The following is a 17,789-nucleotide window of genomic DNA, read 5'->3' on the forward strand; positions in this document are numbered from 1 at the left end:
CGAAGCAGCCATTAATGTTTCACCGCCACACGGCGAATGGCGGAGATAAGTTCCCGCAGGTCGATGGGCTTGACCAAATGCTCGGAAAAGCCCGCCTCACGGCTGCGCCGCATGTCCTCCTCCATGCCATAGCCGCTCATGGCTATTCCCGGCTTTTGATGATTTTCATGGATGTGGCGCATGATCTGGTAACCAGTGCCATCTGGCAGCCCCAGGTCGCTCACCAGCACGTCGAACGGCTCCTGTGTTGCCAGCTGGATGGCGCTGCCCACGTCCGGCGCATGAATGACGGTCACTCCGGATCTGACCAGCTGGCGGCTGAGAATGCGCGCAGTGTCTGCATGATCTTCCACCAGTAGAAGCCGCAGCGCTGGCAGCGTCGCGCTTTCCGGCGGAGTCATCAGCCGGATTTTGGCCGTGGTCGTCATCGTTTTGGACGGCAGCTCGATGACGAACGTCGCTCCCTGCCCGGCGCCGGCGCTTTCCGCGCGGATGGCGCCATGATGCAGATCCATGAGGGCTTTGCTGATCGCAAGACCGAGGCCCAGCCCGCCAAACTGGCGCGTGATGTTCGGGCCGCCCTGCTCAAACGCGTTAAACACATGGGGAAGGCTTTCCGCGGGAATGCCGATGCCATGATCCTTGACCCGGACTTCGCAGTACCCATCCAGGCGGCGCGAGGTGCTGACGTGGATGGTGCCGCTTTTTGGCGTGAACTTGATGGCGTTTTTCAGCACATTCCACAGCACCTGCTGGAGGCGGGCGGAATCTGCCGAAACCATGCCCACGCCTTCTTCGAGATCGGCCTCCAAAAAGACTGCGTGCTCGCGCAGCTGCGGCGCACAGATGGTGCACACCTGGCGCACCACCTCGTTGAGGTCCACCGCATCGATCACGAGGTCCAGCTTGCCGCTGGTGATGCGGCTTAGATCCAGCAAGTCGTCAATGAGTTTTGTCTCCAGCTCGATGTTGCGCTTGATCATCGTCAGATCTTCACGCACCTCGCTCCCCAGGCTGGGATCATGCTCCAGGGACGCAACGGTCAGCAGCACAGGAGTCAGAGGTGTGCGCAACTCATGGCTGAGTACGGCGAGGAAACGGTCCTTGCTTTGATTTGCGAGTTCAGCTGTGTCCTTGGCCTCGCGCAGCAGGGTTTCGGTGTGTTTGCGCTCCGTGATGTCCAGGAGCATGTTCACTGCGCCGGTCACTTCGCCGTCGGCATCAAATATCGGGTCGGGGTAGGGGAGTACGTACCGCCGGCTTCCGTCGGGGCGTTCAACAATGACTTCATCTCCCCTGATGCCGACACCTTCGTACAGGGTGCGCGCCATCGGACAGCGTGCCAGATCGAGCGGCGAGCCATCAGGTCTGTACAGACGCAGGGCGCCGCACCACATATCCTTGCCGATCTCCGGCTCCCGGCCCCAAAGCTCCACTGCGGCAGCGTTGTAGAGCTGGATGAAGCCTTCCCTGTCACAGGTGTACACGGCCGCGGGAAGTCCCTGGATGAGGCTGCGATATCTCCGCTCACTCAGTTGCAAAGCCACTTCCGCACGACGGCGCTCGGTGACATCGGTGTTTGTCTCAAGAATCGAAACCGGCCGTCCCTGGGCATCTCGTTCCAGCACCCAGCGCGTGTTGTCGATGATGACAGAACCATCTTTCCGCACGTGCTTCTGTTCACCGATCCACCGGCCATAACGATAGAGCTGTTCTTTGATCTGCTCCAGAGGTTTGGGAAACTCCGTGCGCAGCAGTTCGTGTTTGAGTTTTCCCACTGCTTCCTCACGGGTGAAGCCATAGGCATCCTCTGCGCCCTGGCTCCAGTAGGTGATGCGGTTCTCCAGATCACGCACGAAGATCGCGTCGAAGCTCAGATCCAGAAGGCGAGACTGCTCCGCCACCCTCTCTTCAGCCCGCTTGCGTTCAGTGATGTCGCGGATGGTCGCCAGAACACCAATGTCCTTGCCTTCCGTGTCATGCAGGCGGATGACGACGGATTCGACGTGGATTTTGACCCCGTCTCGTTTGATGTGGGTGATCTCGCCGCTCCATTTGCCGGTGTCATGCAGCACCTGGAGCGCGGCCTGCTCCGCCTCCGGACTGCTCCATCCCGGCGTCCACATCTCCCGGTAGCTGCGGCCCAGAATGTCGGATGACTTGACTCCATACTGCTTCTCAGCGGCGGCATTGAGGTAGGTGACATTTCGCTCGGGGTCCATCGCCACCACGGCATCGCTGATCTGTGAGAGAATGTCTCCACGGAACTGGTTGGCCTCGGTCTCCGTCCCCTGCAGCGTAAATATCTGGGTGCCACCGTGGCCCTGCACCACCAGCGCGTCCACTTCTCCACTATGGATCGCACGCAGTGTCTCCTCAGCCTCTTCGAGGCGCGCATTCAGCTCCGCATTGGCCGACCGCAGCCGGTCCAATTCTGCTGCTGGATCTTCGGCCTTGCTCATGACTTCGGAGGTGCTTCTCCTGCTTTACGAAGGTCCAGCCCCAGGAGGATGCGCTCTGTTTGGGACATGTCGCCAATGAAGCGACGCAGCGGCAGCGGCAGTTTTTTGATCAGGGTGGGGGCGGCAATGATCTGCTCCTCGGCGGCCAGCGCGGGATTCTGCGAAATGTCCACGACCTCCAGATCGTAGCGGCCTTTGAGATGCTCCTCGCAGATCTTTCGTATGCGCACAATGGCCTTGGCCGAAAGGGACGTGTGCCCCGTGATGTATAACCGAAGGACATAGCGCTCCGTGTCAGCAGCTTCGCTGGCGTCATTCAAGAAAGTCTCGACGCTGTCTGACGTGGAGGGCTTTTTTTTCATCCTTCGGAAGGTTTGGCTGTTTTCGCAGGCTGGACGTCGAGCCCTACGAGGACGCGTTCTTCATTGGAGAGGTCGCCAATGATTTTTTTGATCGGTTCGGGGAGGCGCCGCACCAGAGTAGGCACGGCCAGAATCTGGTCCCCGGCAGCAAGCTGGGGAGTCTTGAGAAGATCGATGACTTCAATGCGGTACTGCCCGGCCAGATGAGTTTCGCAGAGGCGCCGGAGATTGCTCAGCGCTGTCAGCGACTTGCTGGTCTGGCCCGCCACATACAGCCGCAGCTCAAATGCAGCCAGAGGCTGCTTCGTGGATTGGGAGTTGCGTGTCATTGCTTTGTAGTGGGCTTGTTGTTGGCGGAACTGCTGCGCATTGCGGCCAAAGACCGCACGTTCTGCAGCGCTTTTTTCTCATGCACGATCTCCTCCTGGTTGGAAAAGTTCATCTCCTCCTCCTGGGACTCCAGCTCTGCCTGCAGCATGGCGATCTGAGCCTCCACGGCCTTCCGCTTGCTCGCCAGCTGGCGGGCCTTGCGCTGGCGGTTCTGCTCACGCAGTTCACCATGCGTGGTCATTTGGGCCTCCTGCGTGGCCCGGGCGCTGCCGGTGAGCACACGGTCATCCATGAGGACCACATCGAGGAGATCAATGCCTTTATCCGAAAGAACAAATTCACGCACCTGATTGGAATGATGCATGCCGCGTGCTTTGAGAATATAGAGCGTGCGGTTGCGCTCTCCATTGAGCTCGACGTTCCGAAGCATAAGCCAGACATCCATGAGGGAAGACACGCCCACCTGCGAATCCTCCGGTGTTTGCGAAGTGGTGCCACCCGGAGTGAGGCAGCAGAAAATCGCGGTGATCTGAAGCTGCTTCAAGTAGTCAATGAGCCGCATCAGCGTGGGCTTCACCGCCTCCTCGGAATCATCAAACGTGAGGTTGCTGATCGGGTCCACGCCGACCACCGACGGCCGGAACTTACGCACGAGGTCATGCATCGCCACCAGGTGCTGCTCCAGTCCCTGCAGGGTGGGACGGGATGCGTGGATGTCCAGAAGGCCCTTTTTCACCCATTGCTCCAAGTCGATGCCTATCGATCTCATGTTGCGAATGATTTGTTCGACGGACTCCTCATAAGCAAAAAGGAGAGCCCGCTCTCCGCGGCGGCAGGCGGCCTCGACAAACTTTGCGGCGATGCTGCTTTTTCCTGTGCCGGGAGAACCCGAGACAAGCATGCTGCTGCCGCGGAAGACTCCCTTGCCCCCCAGCATTTCATCCAGCTTCAAAATGCCGGTGGAAACACGTTGAGATGCAGCCTTGTGATCGAGCCGCAGGGAAGTGATGGGCATTACCGAAATCCCGTGGGAGGTGATGATGAAGGGGTACTCGTTCATCCCGTGCGTGGTGCCGCGGTATTTGAGCACCCGCAGTCTGCGGGTGGAAATCTGCGCATTCACCCGATGGTCCAGCACAATCACGCAGTCTGCCACGTACTCCTCCAAACCGTAACGTGTAAGCCCGCCCTCACCACGCTCGCCAGTGACGACTGCCGTGATGCCGCGATCCTTCAGCCAGCGGAAAAGGCGGCGCAGTTCGGCGCGCAACATCGCATGGTTTGGCAGGCCGGAAAACAAGGCTTCGATGGTGTCCAGTACGACCCGCTTTGCGCCGATGGAGTCAATCGCATGTCCCAGCCGAATGAACAGGCCCTCTAGATTGTATTCGCCCGTTTCCTCAAACTCGGTCCGCTCAATGTAAACATGATCGAGTACTATCTTCTTCCGTTGCATCAGGTGATCGAGCTCAAACCCGAGCGAACGCGCGTTTGCAACGAGTTCCGCCACGTTTTCTTCAAACATCATGTACACTCCGCATTCACCCGCCATGGCTCCGCGGGCCAGGAACTCCATGGCCAGCAGCGTCTTGCCGCAGCCTGCGCCGCCACAAATCAAGGTTGGTCGGCCAGCCGGCAGGCCGCCGCCGGTGATTTCATCCAGGCCTTCGATGCCCGTGGGGGCTTTGGGCAGCGTTGTGTTTTCTATTGGGTCTTTTTTCCGTTTCATGCAGGGTTGAATGCCGGATTTGTTCTCAAGGTAAACCGGCTTATAAAGGAGTGGTAATTCGTGCAATCGCCTGTTGGAGGGCGGGAAATTCGATCGGCTTGGTCAGATGCTCTGCAAAGCCCACCAGCCTGCTGCGCTCGATGTCTTCATCCATTCCAAAGCCGCTCATGGCGATCGCGGCTGGCAGACGACCGAGTTTTTTGCCGAGACTCTCCAGCAATTCAGTGCCTCTCCCGTCTGGCAGTCCGATGTCTGAGATCAGGATGTCGAACTCGTATTCGCGCGCCACCTCCATGCATTCAGCGATGCTCGATGCCGTGCGCACCACATAGCCGCGGCGGAGAAGCAGGCGCTCCAGGGTCGCCAGGGTGTCATGGTGATCCTCCACCACGAGGAGCCGCAGTCCTGCCGATGGAGCCACATCATGATTGTAGGTGCCATGGCTTTGCTGGGCGCCCGATGAGCCGGGCAGCTGGATGGTGAATTTTGCGCCGCGGTCGGGGCCGTCGCTGTGCGCCACGATGCCGCCGCTGTGCATCTGCACGAGCGCTTTGCAGATCGCCAGTCCAAGGCCCAGGCCCGTATGCGAATGCCGGGCTCCCTGTTCGAAGGCGTCAAAAATTCTGTCGAGCTTCTCGCTGACGATGCCGACGCCGTTGTCCGAGATCTCCACCCCTATCTGGTCTCCGGGCGTGATGGCAAAGCTGCGCACCACAATGGTTCCGCCCTCGGGGCTGAATTTGGCCGCGTTGGTGAGCAGATTCCAAAACACCTGCTGCAACCGTGCAAAGTCTCCGCGCACATAGGGGTCCGGCGCCTCCAGTTTTTCAATGACCTGAATGCGCCGTGCGCTGAGGTCCGCCATGCATATTTCCAGGGCGTGCCGCAGCACCTCGTGCACATCCACCGGTTGAAACTCCAGCCGAAGCTTCCCATTGCGAATGCGCGCGAGATCCAGCAGATCGTCGATCAATCTCGCTTCGAGGCGCACGTTTCGGCGGATGGTTGCGATGTGTTCCTGAATGGCGGGCGGGCAGTCGATTTCTTCTATCAAGGTGACCGCATGCACGATGGGCGAGAGCGGGGTGCGCAGCTCATGCGACAGCATCGCGAGAAAGCGGTCCTTTGCAGCGTTGGCCTCTTCAGCTTCGGCCTGCGCGGATTCAGCGCGTATGCGGCGGTCGCGTTCTTCCGCCTCACGAACCAATGCTTCATTGCGCGCGGCCAGCTCCACATTGGCCAGGCGCAGCGCCTCCTCGGCCGCCTGTGCGGTGCGGTTCATTTCAGCCAGGGCGCGTGTCTTGGCGAAAAGTTCCACAAAGACGTTTACCTTGGAACGCAGCACGGCAGGACTGATCGGCTTGGTCAGGTAGTCGACGGCACCCACATCGTAGCCCAGCACCGCGTGCTCATCCTCACGGTAATGGGCGGTGAGAAAGATGATGGGGATGTGCTGGGTGCGTTTGCGTTCCTTGATCATGCGCGCCAGCTCGATGCCGCTCATGTCGGGCATCTGGATGTCGAGCACAATCGCTGCGAAGTCTCCATTCATCAGGGCGAGCAGGGCCTCGGCCCCTGTCTGCGCCTGGATCAGGGTGTAGCTCGCCCCATCGAGCACGCTCTCGATCGCGATGAGATTCTTCGAATCATCATCCACGACCAAAACGACAGGCAGCGGCTGGTCTGACGTTGTGTGACTGGGGATTTTTAGGCTCATGTGGACGACGCTCAGCGATGCAGCCAGACACGCAGCAAGGAGAGAAGCTGATCGGTGTTCACCGGTTTGGCGATGTAATCGCTCGCTCCGGCTTCCAGGCATTTTTCCCTGTCTCCCTTCATCGCCTTTGCTGTGAGTGCAAGAATGGGCAGATGACGAAACTCGGCCTGCTTGCGGATTTCTCGCATGGTTTCATAACCGTCCATTTCAGGCATCATGATGTCCATCAGCACCATGGCGAGGTCTTCGCTGGATTTGATGATTTCAATCGCCTGCCTGCCGTTGGTGGCGCTGATGACCTCCATTTCCTGGTTCTCCAGCACGGTGGACAGGGCGAAAATGTTGCGGGCATCATCATCCACGATCAGCACCTTGCGGCCACGCAGCACTTCATTGGTGCTGTGCAGGCGCTGCAGCATCTGCTGTTTGGCATCCGGCAGGTCGGACATCACACGGTGCAGAAAGAGGGCCGTTTCATCCAGCAGGCGCTCAGGAGACTGCACGTCCTTCAGCACGATGCTTTTTGCCATCGTCCGCAGCCTCGTCTCCTCTTCGGACGAGAGGTCCTTGCCGGTGAAGACGACTACGGGCACATCTCGCAGGGTTGGTTCCTCATGGATGCGGTCCAGCAGGTCGAAGCCTGTCATGTCCGGCAGTCTCAAGTCAAGCACGCAGCAGTCAAAGTGACGGTCCAGCAGGGTCTGGTAGGCCTCCTCGCCGCTGGCGACTGTGGTGATTTCAATGTCGTCGTGACCCAGCAGCGCCACAATGCTCATGCGCTCGGTGTCGTCGTCTTCCACCACCAGCAGGCGCTTCGTGCGCGGGGCTACGAAAGTCTTGATGCGGTCAAATGCGCTTTCGAGGTCCTCGGTGGTCGCGGGTTTCACCAGATACGAGAAGGCGCCGCGGGAAAGGCCGTGGCTGCGCTCCTCCTCCAGGGTGATGATCTGCACTGGAATGTGCCGAGTTTCGGGAGCCAGCTTGAGATTGTTCAGCACCGTCCAGCCAAGCATGTCCGGCAGGAAGATATCAAGCGTGATCGCCGTGGGCTGATACTGTCGCGCGAGCGTCAGTGCCTCATGGCCGCGGGTGGCCACCAGGCCCTTGAATCCCTTGTCCCGTGCCAGGCCCAGCAGCACCCGCGCATAGTGCGGATCGTCCTCCACAATCAAGGCTGCAAGATCACCCGGCAGCATGCTGGTGCGGTCGTCATCGATGCGCTCATCTCGCGTGGCCGCCACGGGGAGTGCAATGGAGGAAGGCCGCGCAGTGCGCTGCGGACTGACTGGGGCGGGGGCAGCGGTGGCCGGTCCGAAGTAGATGAGCGGCAGGTATAGCGTGAAGGTACTGCCTTCGTTTGGCGTGCTGGACAGGCGTATTTCACCACCCAGCAGCGAGGCAAGTTCACGTGAAATGGCCAGGCCCAGGCCGGTGCCGCCGTATTTGCGCGAGGTGCCTGCATCCGCCTGCTGGAAGGCTTCGAAAATGAGGCGCTGCTTTTCCGGGGCGATGCCGATGCCCGTGTCCGTGATGCCCAGGGCAATAACGGGTCCACGATTCAGGCTGGGGTGATCCGGACTCCAGCCGTCCGACGCGATCTTGACCGTCATTTTCACCTGGCCTGAAGCGGTGAACTTGAAGGCATTGGACAGAAGGTTTTTAATGATCTGCTGCAGGCGCTTGGAGTCGCTGGTGAACGCAAACGGCAGGCCGGGATCAAAGTCCAGGATGAATGGCAGGTTCTTGCTTTCCGCGATGTGCCGGAAGCTGCGCTCAACGGAATCCCGCAGAGAGTTGAAGCTGATTTCCTCCGCATCCACGGACACGGTGCCGGATTCGATTTTCGAAAGGTCGAGAATGTCGTTGATGAGATTCAGCAGGTCGGAACCGGCGGAGTGGATGTTGCGGGCGAATTCGACCTGCTTCGGATTCAGATTTCCCGCGGCGTTTTCCCCGAGCTGCTGTCCAAGAATAAGAATCGAATTGAGCGGCGTGCGCAGTTCGTGGGACATGTTGGCCAGGAACTCCGATTTGTACTTCGAAGTCAGCGCCAGCTCCGCGGCCTTTTCTTCCAGCGCGCGGCGAGCCTGCTCGATCTCCTTGTTCTTGCGTTCCACCTCGGCGTTCTGGTCTGCGAGCTCCTGCGCCTTCTGTTCCAGTTCTTCGTTCGTCTGTTGAAGCTCCTTCTGGCCGGACTGCAGTTCCGCGGTCAGCTGCTGGCTTTGCTGCAGCAGACCCTCCGTACGCATGGTGGCCTCAATGGTGTTGAGCACCACGCCGATGGACTGGGTGAGCTGCTCGAGGAAGTTCAGATGCCCGTCGGTGAACGGATGCATCGCCGCTAGTTCGATCACCGCCTTGGTCTGGCCTTCATACAACACCGGCAGCACCACCACGTTTGCGGGCTGTGTGCTGCCGAGGGAGGAATGGATAGGCGTGTAATCCTTCGGCACGTTCGTCAGCAGCACGCGTTGTTTTTCACGCGCGCACTGGCCGACGAGGCCGTCGCCGATATCGATCTGCTCAGGAAGGTCTTTTTCATTCGCGTATGCGGCGAGGCGTTGCAGGCGTGGGTTCTCTTCATCGCCCGAAGTAAGCTGGTAAACCGTGCCCTGCTGAGAATCGACCAGCGGTGCCAGTTCAGAAAGCAGCATCTGGCCCACGGTGTAGAGGTCGCGCTGGCCCTGCAGCATTCGTGTGAACTTCGCGAGGTTCGTCTTCAGCCAGTCCTGCTCCTTGTTGCGCTCCGTGGTCACGCGCAGGTTGTCGATCATCGTGTTGATGTTGTCCTTGAGCTCGGCCACTTCACCACGAGTTTCCACCTGGATGGAGCGCGTCAGGTCGCCTTTGGTCACCGCCGTCGCCACTTCGGCGATGGCGCGCACCTGAGTGGTCAAGTTCGCTGCGAGGAGATTCACGTTACCCGTAAGGTCTTTCCACGTGCCCGCGGCACCCGGCACGTTGGCCTGGCCGCCCAGTCGTCCTTCCACGCCCACTTCACGTGCGACGTTCGTCACCTGGTCGGCAAAGGTCGCTAGGGTGTCAGTCATGTTGTTGATCGTTTCCGCGAGCGCAGCCACTTCGCCTTTCGCCTGCACGGACAGTCGCTGGCGGAGGTTGCCGTTGGCCACGGCCGTCACCACTTTCACGATGCCGCGCACCTGGTCGGTGAGGTTGGCCGCCATCACGTTCACGGAGTCGGTCAGGTCCTTCCAGGTTCCCGCCACACCCGGCACCTGGGCCTGGCCGCCGAGCTTGCCTTCCGTGCCCACTTCGCGCGCCACGCGCGTCACTTCGGAGGAGAAGGCATTCAGCTGGTCCACCATCGTGTTGATGGTGTTTTTCAGCTCCAGAATTTCACCCTTCACGTCCACCGTAATCTTTCGAGACAAGTCACCGCGCGCCACGGCGGTCGTCACTTCCGCGATGTTGCGCACCTGGTCCGTCAGGTTCGTTCCCATCGCGTTCACGGAGTCGGTCAGGTCCTTCCACGTTCCCGCCACGCCGGGCACCACGGCCTGCACGCCGAGGCGGCCTTCGGTTCCCACTTCGCGCGCCACGCGCGTCACTTCAGAAGCGAATGAGCGGAGCTGCTCCACCATCGTGTTGATGGTTTCCTTGAGCTGAAGAATTTCACCGCGCACGTCCACGGTGATCTTGCGGGAAAGGTCGCCGTTCGCCACGGCGATGGTGACTTCCGCGATGTTACGAACCTGCCCTGTGAGGTTCGAGGCCATGGAGTTCACGTTGTCCGTCAAATCCTTCCACGTGCCGGCCACACCGGACACCTGGGCCTGACCGCCGAGCTTGCCTTCCGTGCCCACTTCGCGTGCCACACGGCTCACTTCCGAGGCGAAGCCGTTGAGCTGGTCCACCATCGTGTTGACGGTGTTTTTCAGCTCCAGAATTTCTCCCTTCACGTCCACGGTGATCTTACGTGACAAGTCGCCTTTCGCGATGGCCGTGGCCACGTCGGCGATGTTACGAACCTGACCGGTGAGATTGGAGGCCATGGAGTTCACGTTGTCCGTGAGGCCCTTCCAGGTGCCGGCTACACCGGGCACCTGGGCCTGGCCGCCGAGCTTGCCTTCGGTGCCCACTTCGCGCGCGACGCGCGTCACTTCAGAGGCAAACGAACGAAGCTGCTCCACCATCGTGTTGATGGTTTCCTTCAGCTCGAGAATTTCACCGCGTACGTCCACCGTGATCTGCTTGGACAAGTCGCCGTTCGCCACGGCAATGGTCACTTCAGCGATGTTGCGCACCTGCGAAGTGAGGTTGGACGCCATGGAGTTGACGTTGTCGGTAAGGTCTTTCCATGTGCCGGCCACACCGGACACCTGGGCCTGACCGCCGAGCTTGCCTTCGGTGCCCACTTCGCGTGCCACGCGGCTCACTTCGGAAGCGAAGGCGTTGAGCTGGTCCACCAGCGTGTTGATGGTGTCCTTCAGCTCCAGAATCTCTCCCTGCACGTCCACGGTGATTTTGCGGGACAAGTCACCGCGAGCCACCGCTGTCGTCACTTCGGCGATGTTTCGCACCTGCGCCGTGAGGCTGTTTGCCATGGAGTTCACGTTGTCCGTAAGGTCCTTCCAGGTGCCGCCCACGTCCGGCACCTGGGCCTGACCGCCGAGCTTGCCCTCGGTGCCCACTTCGCGCGCCACGCGGCTCACTTCGGAAGCGAAGGCGTTCAACTGGTCCACCATGGTGTTCATGGTCTCCTTGAGCTGCAAAATTTCGCCCTTCACGTCCACGGTAATCTTGCGGGAAAGGTCGCCCTTCGCGATGGCCGTGGCCACGTCTGCGATGTTTCGCACCTGACCCGTGAGGTTGGAGGCCATGGAGTTGACGTTGTCCGTCAAATCCTTCCACGTGCCCGCCACACCACGCACCTGGGCCTGACCACCGAGCTTGCCTTCGGTGCCCACTTCACGCGCCACGCGGCTCACTTCGGAGGCGAATCCATTCAGCTGGTCCACCATGGTGTTGAGCGTGTTTTTCAGCTCCAGAATTTCCCCTTTAACGTCCACCGTGATCTTCTTCGAAAGGTCACCGTTCGCCACAGCGGTGGCCACTTCCGCGATGTTACGCACCTGCCCCGTGAGGTTGGAGGCCATCGAGTTGACGTTGTTGGTCAAATCCTTCCACGTGCCTGCGACACCACCCACTTCCGCCTGACCACCGAGCTTCCCTTCCGTGCCCACTTCGCGCGCCACGCGGCTCACTTCCGAGGCGAAGGCGTTGAGGCGGTCCACCATGGTGTTGAGCGTGTTCTTCAGCTCCAAGATTTCCCCCTTCACGTCCACGGTGATCTTACGGGACAAGTCGCCGGATGCGATGGCCGTGGCCACGTCGGCGATGTTTCGCACCTGGTCCGTCAGGTTGTTCGCCATGAAGTTCACGTTGTCCGTCAGATCCTTCCACGTGCCGGCCACGCCCTGCACCTGAGCCTGACCGCCGAGCTTGCCTTCCGTGCCCACTTCGCGTGCCACGCGGCTCACTTCGGAAGCGAAGGCATTGAGCTGGTCCACCATGGTGTTCATGGTTTCCTTGAGCTGGAGAATTTCGCCCTTCACGTCCACCGTGATCTTGCGGGAAAGGTCGCCTTTCGCGATAGCAGTCGCCACGTCGGCGATGTTTCGCACCTGACCGGTGAGGTTGGAGGCCATGGAGTTGACGTTGTCGGTCAAATCCTTCCATGTGCCTGCGACGCCACCCACTTCCGCCTGACCGCCGAGCTTGCCTTCGGTGCCGACTTCGCGCGCGACGCGGCTCACTTCAGAGGCGAAGGAGTTCAAGCGGTCCACCATCGTGTTGATGGTGTTTTTCAGTTCCAGAATTTCCCCCTTCACGTCCACCGTGATCTTGCGTGACAAGTCGCCACGAGCCACAGCGGTGGTCACGTCAGCGATGTTTCGCACCTGGCCGGTGAGGTTGGAGGCCATGGCGTTGACAGAGTCGGTCAAATCCTTCCACGTTCCCGCCACACCGGACACTTCCGCCTGACCGCCGAGCTTGCCTTCCGTGCCCACTTCGCGCGCCACGCGCGTCACTTCGGAGGAGAAGGCGTTGAGCTGGTCCACCATCGTGTTGATGGTTTCCTTGAGTTCGAGAATTTCACCCTTCACGTCCACCGTGATCTTGCGGGAAAGGTCGCCACGAGCCACCGCCGTGGTCACCGCGGCGATGTTACGCACCTGCGCCGTGAGGTTGGAGGCCATGGAGTTCACGGAGTCCGTAAGATCCTTCCACGTTCCCGCCACACCGGGCACCACCGCCTGACCGCCGAGTCGTCCTTCCGTGCCGACTTCACGCGCGACGCGCGTCACTTCTGATGCGAAGGAACGGAGCTGATCCACCATCGTGTTGATGGCTTCCTTGAGCTGCAAAATTTCACCACGAACGTCCACCGTGATCTTTTTCGACAAGTCACCGGCCGCCACCGCGATGGTCACGTCCACGATGTTTCGCACCTGTGCCGTCAGGTTGCCCGCCATCTGGTTCACCGATTCGGTGAGATCTTTCCACACGCCGGACACACCCTTCACCTGGGCCTGACCACCGAGCTTGCCTTCCGTGCCCACTTCTCGCGCCACACGTGTCACTTCGGAAGTAAACACCGAGAGCTGGTCGATCATTCGATTCACCAGTTTGGCGGAGTGTAAGAACTCACCCTCCAGCGGCCGGCCGTCCACTTCGATGGCCATCGACTGGCCGAGGTCTCCCTTGGCCACGGCACCAATCGCGCGCGTCACTTCCGTGGTCGGGCGCACCAGGTCGTCCATCAAGGTGTTCAAAGCCTGCACCTCATCCGCCCAGCCGCCGATCATGCCCGTCACTGACATGCGCTGGCGCAGCCTGCCCTCCTTGCCCACCACACGTGCCACCCATGCGGCCTCGTGGGCACGGCGTTCGCTCATTCCCAGTACGTCATTGAACGCATCCGCAATTTTTCCGCGCACGCCCGTCCATCCTTCGGGCAGCCGCATGGTGAAGTCTCCTTTGCGAAACGCTAGCATGGCCGCCAGCAGTTCCAGCTCCCAGTCCTCGCCGGTGCTGTGCGTGCCATTGGAAGTTTCAGGGGTCCGTTTGGGAAGAGAGACAGACGCACGCTTGACTGCAGCGGCAGGTGAGATCGTTTTCGTTTTTGCCATGGCGGTAAAGCGTGAAGTTTAGGGCCTGTTGCTACACAATGGCTATCAGGCCTTATCCTGATTGTGATGTCAGCCTTAATTCAATCAGGGTAACCCTGATTTATCGTCTGTTTGACCCACCCGGCGAAGTGCCCCTTTGACCATCCCTGCGAAGTGGCCTAGTAGGACATCGTGTCGCCTCAGGAATTAGAGCCAGCAGTTCGGATTTTTCTTTCCCGATATGTTCGGTCGATTGAAGAGCTGGAGATTTTGCTGCTGGTTCATCGTGAACCTGCAACCACCTGGACGACGAAGCAGGTCTATGATGCCATTCTCAGCACTCCCGCTTCAGTGGAGCGCTGGCTCAATGAACTCGTGGGGCATGGTTTGCTGGAAAAATCGCCAGCCCCTGCAGGTGGTTTTCGCAAGTGCAGCGACGCCGAGTTGAGCTCACAGATCGCCCTGCTCGCAGCCGCCTACAGCACTTCGCCTGTACGCATCATTGAGGCCATCTACAGGCCGCAGAACAGCGCAGCGCAGAGTTTTGCAGACGCCTTCAAACTCAAAAACACCGATCCAAGCCCATGATAGGTCCGGTCATATATCTGCTTTGCACGCTCACCAGCCTCGGTGCTGCGTTGCTGCTGTGGCGTGGTTACCGCCGCAGCCGCCAGCGTCTCCTTTATTGGAGCGCGCTATGCTTCGCCATCATGGCCGTATCCAACGGCCTGCTCATCCTCGATCTCGTGGTTCTCCCGGACGTCTATCTGCTTCCCTGGCGCAGCGGGGTGAACCAGCTCGCCCTTCTGGTCCTCATCTACGGCCTCATCTTTGAATCCGACTAGCCATGATCAACCCCATCTTCGCCGGCGCGGCCATCGTCAGCCTTTTCGTGATCACCTTGTTTTTTCTCCGCTTCTGGAGGCGGACGCGTGACCGCTTGTTCCTGTTTTTTGCCGGCGCTTTTGTGTTCATGATGATCGAGCGCATCGTCCGTGCGGTCATGGGCGTGGAAGATGAAAGGGCGGCGTATGTTTACATGATCCGGCTGGCCTCCTTCGTTCTGATCATCATCGCCGTGGTGGACAAGAACCGCCGCAGTTGATGCGGCAGATCATTTCGAAATGGCCACCGGCAGGGCGATGATGAATTCAGCGCCCTTGCCGGTGCTCTCAGCCAGGGTGATGCTGCCATTCATGACATCCACAAGACGTTTCACGATCGACAAGCCTAGTCCCGTGGAAGGCTCATCACCGGTGGGCTGGGCGCTGAGACGGCCATAGCGCCTGAACAGCTTGGTGCGGTCCTCCTCCGTAAAGCCGGGGCCTGTATCGCTCACATGGCACTTCGCCATGCCCGCCATCGGGCGGTGCACCCGGACGGTCACCTCTCCGCCTTCGGAGGAGAATTTGATGGCATTGGACACCAGGTTTTCGAGCGCCTGAGAAACCCCCTCCGGGTCCGCCTCCACCATCACAGGCGTTTTAGGCAGATGAATGGTCAGGTTGATCTTTTTTGCCTGAGCCGCAGGCTGCTGGTTGGAGGTCACCTGCGCGGCAATATCGCACAAATTCATTGGCACATGCTTGAGGTGGAGCTGCTCGGCGCGCTGGTTTGCCAGAAACTCCTGCATGAAAGCCAGCATGCGCTCAGTGGCATGGACGATGTTGTTTACCAAGGGGACGTATCTCGGAGGCAGCTCGCTGTTCTTGGTTTGCAGCAGCCCGGCGCTTAGGCGCATGCCAGCGAGACTGTTTTTCAGGTCATGTGCCAGAATGCCCAGGATTTCGTCCTTGTCTTCCGCCAGGGCACGCAGCCTGTCCCTGGCCTGCTTGAGTGCGAGCTGGGTGCGCACGCGTGAGACGAGTTCAGCGCGGTTGAAAGGCTTGGTCACGTAGTCCACGCCACCCGTCTCCAGCGCCTGCACCACAATGTTTTTGTCGTCATCCGCCGAGAGAAAGATCACCGGGATGTCCGCCCAGTGAGGATTGTTTTTGATCTGACGGCACACTGCCAGGCCGTCGACGTCGGGCATCATGACATCCAGAAGAATAAGATCCGGGGTGCTCTTGCTGAGGTGATCAAAAGCCTGTTCCGCATTGCTGGCCAGGAGGATGTTGTACCGCATCATGGAAAGCACGTTGCCAACTGCCCGGAGGTTCACTTCCTGGTCGTCCACGATGAGGATGGTTTCAAGAGGCGGGGTGTTCATGGACGGGGTCCGTGAGTGAGAATGGTTGTTCTGATTTCCAAGCAGGTCGAAGGGTGCTGTCTGAAAAAAAGAAAAACCCGGCGATTCTTTATTTACAAGTAAGAATGCAACAGGGTTTCCCTGATTAGTGCCTCCCTAAAGATCCCCGCGCGCCTTAAATTCACGCCTCAGCTCATGGAGCGGGTATGGCACGTTCTTGGCACACGGGCGCGTCGTTAACCCTCATCGCTCTCACCTGATTGCCATCTCGCCCCTGCAGCCTTGGCCTTCGCACATCACTGTGCTCCATGGATGGCGTTCTGTAACGCCACGCAAATCAAAAGAGTTCGCATTGGTATTTCGCCATCATGTCCATCTTCAGGACCTTGGGCGCATGCTTCACGCAAGATGAGAGTGCCGATGGCCGGACTCGAACCGGCAAGGGAGTTGCCTCCCAGCAGATTTTAAGTCTGCTGTGTTTACCATTTCACCACATCGGCGTGGGAATGCTGCGCCGCGCAGTGTAGCTGCAAAGAGGCGGGCCTCAATAGCTGAAAATCTCGCCGTCCTTGAAAAAGCGCTTCAATTCCACCGCGGCAGCTTCCGGGGAGTCGGACGCGTGGACGACGTTGGTCATCTTGTCCGTGCCAAAATCACCGCGGATGGTGCCTTTCGGCGCTGCTTTGGAATCGGTTGGCCCCAGAAGGTCACGCACGTGGGAGATGATGTTTTCCCCGCTGATGGCCACGGCGATCACCGGCTTGCTCTTCATGAAGCTGGCCACGTCAGGGAAGAAGGGCTTGTCGGCGATGTGCGCATAGTGCTCCTTCAGCAGTTCGTCGGTCAGCTGGATCATCTTGCAGCCACGGACGCGGAAGCCTTCGTCTTCGAGGCGCTTGAGGACTTCACCGTTGATGCCGCGGGCGACGCAATCGGGTTTGAGCAGGATGAGGGTTGTTTCTTGGGCCATGAGTTCTTGGGGGGAAAGGGCGCGCACACTGCGGCCCGCTGCTGCATCCGTCAAGGCTGGGAATGTTTTGCCAGATCGAAACCCAGCGCTACGCTCCGTTCCTTCATTCCCTGCGTCATGCCCGCGCGCTCCTTTGCCTTTTTCGATCTCGATCACACGCTGCTCCCGTTCGACACGCAGGCGCTTTTCTGCAATTTCGTGCTCAAACGCGAGCCCTGGCGCGTCATGCTTCACGCCTTGTTCGTGCCTGTGGCCCTCGCCCGTGCCTGCCGCCTGGCCAGCACCGCCACAGCCAAGCGCGCTTTTTTGAGCTACCTGCGTGGCATGCCGCGCGAGCGCCTCGCGCAGTATGCCCACGAATTTGCCGAGATCTGCGTGCCCAAATGGGCCTACCCCTCCCTCCGGGCCGAAGTGCTGCGCCACAAGCACCAGCACCGCGTGCTCGTGCTCAACACTGCGAGCCCCGATTTCTACGCCCATGAAATCGCTCATGCCTTGGGCTTTGATTATTGCATCGCCACCCGGTTCGAGATCGGTCAGACCTTTCCCGGCATGCCCAGGCTCGTCGTTGGCAATAACAAGCACGAAGCCAAGATCGTTGCCATGGAGGCCGTCGTGCCCGGCCTGACCGAAATGACTGAACAAGAACGATCCAACAGCTGGAGCTACTCCGACAGCGCGGCCGATCTGCCACTGCTGGAATACGCCGGCTACGGCGTGCTTGTGCATCCCTCCCGCAGCCTCGCCGCCATCGGCCGCCAGCGCGGCTGGTCCATCCTCCATCCGCAGCGGCCCTACCGCACCAAAATGGGCGACATGCTACGGGTGGTGCTGCAGATGTTCGGACTTCATCCCGAATGAAGCGGCCCTTGCTCATCACCAAGAAGGACTTATG

12 protein-coding genes and 1 tRNA gene are annotated in these 17,789 nt (G+C 59.7%); 4 read left to right on the top strand and 9 right to left on the bottom strand.

Translation table 11 applies throughout. The features are described from left to right. Positions 1-11: 11 nt before the first annotated feature. From ACILSO_RS03395 to ACILSO_RS03420, 6 genes are read right to left on the bottom strand one after another with little or no spacing between them, the layout of a single operon-like run. Positions 12-2,462 (bottom strand): PAS domain S-box protein, encoded by a 2,451-nt coding sequence (locus tag ACILSO_RS03395; protein WP_395735959.1) that lies wholly within the window; start codon positions 2,460-2,462, stop codon positions 12-14. Beyond that, positions 2,459-2,824: a circadian clock KaiB family protein gene (locus ACILSO_RS03400; RefSeq protein ID WP_395735960.1), complete on the bottom strand. Its 366-nt coding sequence runs from the start codon at positions 2,822-2,824 to the stop codon at positions 2,459-2,461. Before ACILSO_RS03400 ends, ACILSO_RS03395 begins: the two co-directional genes overlap by 4 nt. Continuing rightward, entirely contained in the window at positions 2,821-3,153 is a 333-nt protein-coding gene (locus ACILSO_RS03405; RefSeq protein WP_395735961.1) for a circadian clock KaiB family protein, read from the bottom strand. Before ACILSO_RS03405 ends, ACILSO_RS03400 begins: the two co-directional genes overlap by 4 nt. Beyond that, positions 3,150-4,883, bottom strand: coding sequence for a circadian clock protein KaiC (kaiC, locus tag ACILSO_RS03410; RefSeq protein WP_395735962.1), 1,734 nt, complete (start codon positions 4,881-4,883; stop codon positions 3,150-3,152). Before kaiC ends, ACILSO_RS03405 begins: the two co-directional genes overlap by 4 nt. A gap of 40 nt (positions 4,884-4,923) precedes the next feature. After that, positions 4,924-6,600: a response regulator gene (locus ACILSO_RS03415; RefSeq protein ID WP_395735963.1), complete on the bottom strand. Its 1,677-nt coding sequence runs from the start codon at positions 6,598-6,600 to the stop codon at positions 4,924-4,926. An 11-nt stretch (positions 6,601-6,611) separates the two neighbouring features. After that, positions 6,612-13,619, bottom strand: a complete 7,008-nt coding sequence (locus ACILSO_RS03420) for a HAMP domain-containing protein (protein WP_395736154.1) — start codon at positions 13,617-13,619, stop codon at positions 6,612-6,614. Between the two features lie 384 nt (positions 13,620-14,003). Between ACILSO_RS03420 and ACILSO_RS03425 the strand changes: the two genes are divergently transcribed. From ACILSO_RS03425 to ACILSO_RS03435, 3 genes are read left to right on the top strand one after another with little or no spacing between them, the layout of a single operon-like run. Further along, entirely contained in the window at positions 14,004-14,321 is a 318-nt protein-coding gene (locus tag ACILSO_RS03425; protein WP_395735964.1) for a hypothetical protein, read from the top strand. Continuing rightward, the gene (locus ACILSO_RS03430; protein WP_395735965.1) at positions 14,318-14,578 is read left to right on the top strand and encodes a DUF5985 family protein; all 261 of its coding nucleotides are present in this window, start codon (positions 14,318-14,320) and stop codon (positions 14,576-14,578) included. Before ACILSO_RS03425 ends, ACILSO_RS03430 begins: the two co-directional genes overlap by 4 nt. A gap of 2 nt (positions 14,579-14,580) precedes the next feature. Further along, positions 14,581-14,838 carry a DUF5985 family protein gene (locus ACILSO_RS03435; RefSeq protein WP_395735966.1) on the top strand — a complete coding sequence of 86 codons (258 nt, stop codon included), beginning with the start codon at positions 14,581-14,583 and terminating at the stop codon, positions 14,836-14,838. Positions 14,839-14,847: 9 nt separating this feature from the next. Here ACILSO_RS03435 and ACILSO_RS03440 read toward each other — a convergent pair whose 3' ends face one another. From ACILSO_RS03440 to ndk, 3 genes are all read right to left on the bottom strand, one after another. Then, positions 14,848-15,945: a response regulator gene (locus ACILSO_RS03440; protein WP_395735967.1), complete on the bottom strand. Its 1,098-nt coding sequence runs from the start codon at positions 15,943-15,945 to the stop codon at positions 14,848-14,850. Between the two features lie 394 nt (positions 15,946-16,339). Beyond that, positions 16,340-16,424, bottom strand: a tRNA-Leu gene (locus ACILSO_RS03445). Positions 16,425-16,468: 44 nt separating this feature from the next. Next, positions 16,469-16,894, bottom strand: coding sequence for a nucleoside-diphosphate kinase (ndk, locus tag ACILSO_RS03450; RefSeq protein ID WP_395735968.1), 426 nt, complete (start codon positions 16,892-16,894; stop codon positions 16,469-16,471). A 117-nt stretch (positions 16,895-17,011) separates the two neighbouring features. Between ndk and ACILSO_RS03455 the strand changes: the two genes are divergently transcribed. Continuing rightward, positions 17,012-17,755: an HAD family hydrolase gene (locus tag ACILSO_RS03455; RefSeq protein WP_395735969.1), complete on the top strand. Its 744-nt coding sequence runs from the start codon at positions 17,012-17,014 to the stop codon at positions 17,753-17,755. Positions 17,756-17,789 lie beyond the last annotated feature (34 nt).

This window comes from Prosthecobacter sp. (genome assembly GCF_044226605.1).
Taxonomy (GTDB): Bacteria; Verrucomicrobiota; Verrucomicrobiia; order Verrucomicrobiales; family Verrucomicrobiaceae; genus Prosthecobacter.

Bases quoted from the DNA above. Each gene is read 5' to 3' on its own strand.
- ACILSO_RS03395 (WP_395735959.1), bottom strand. From the start codon at position 2,462: ATGAGCAAGGCCGAAGATCCAGCAGCAGAATTGGACCGGCTGCGGTCG.
- ACILSO_RS03400 (WP_395735960.1), bottom strand. From the start codon at position 2,824: ATGAAAAAAAAGCCCTCCACGTCAGACAGCGTCGAGACTTTCTTGAAT.
- ACILSO_RS03405 (WP_395735961.1), bottom strand. From the start codon at position 3,153: ATGACACGCAACTCCCAATCCACGAAGCAGCCTCTGGCTGCATTTGAG.
- kaiC (WP_395735962.1), bottom strand. From the start codon at position 4,883: ATGAAACGGAAAAAAGACCCAATAGAAAACACAACGCTGCCCAAAGCC.
- ACILSO_RS03415 (WP_395735963.1), bottom strand. From the start codon at position 6,600: ATGAGCCTAAAAATCCCCAGTCACACAACGTCAGACCAGCCGCTGCCT.
- ACILSO_RS03420 (WP_395736154.1), bottom strand. From the start codon at position 13,619: ATGCTAGCGTTTCGCAAAGGAGACTTCACCATGCGGCTGCCCGAAGGA.
- ACILSO_RS03430 (WP_395735965.1), top strand. From the start codon at position 14,318: ATGATAGGTCCGGTCATATATCTGCTTTGCACGCTCACCAGCCTCGGT.
- ACILSO_RS03435 (WP_395735966.1), top strand. From the start codon at position 14,581: ATGATCAACCCCATCTTCGCCGGCGCGGCCATCGTCAGCCTTTTCGTG.
- ACILSO_RS03440 (WP_395735967.1), bottom strand. From the start codon at position 15,945: ATGAACACCCCGCCTCTTGAAACCATCCTCATCGTGGACGACCAGGAA.
- ndk (WP_395735968.1), bottom strand. From the start codon at position 16,894: ATGGCCCAAGAAACAACCCTCATCCTGCTCAAACCCGATTGCGTCGCC.
- ACILSO_RS03455 (WP_395735969.1), top strand. From the start codon at position 17,012: ATGCCCGCGCGCTCCTTTGCCTTTTTCGATCTCGATCACACGCTGCTC.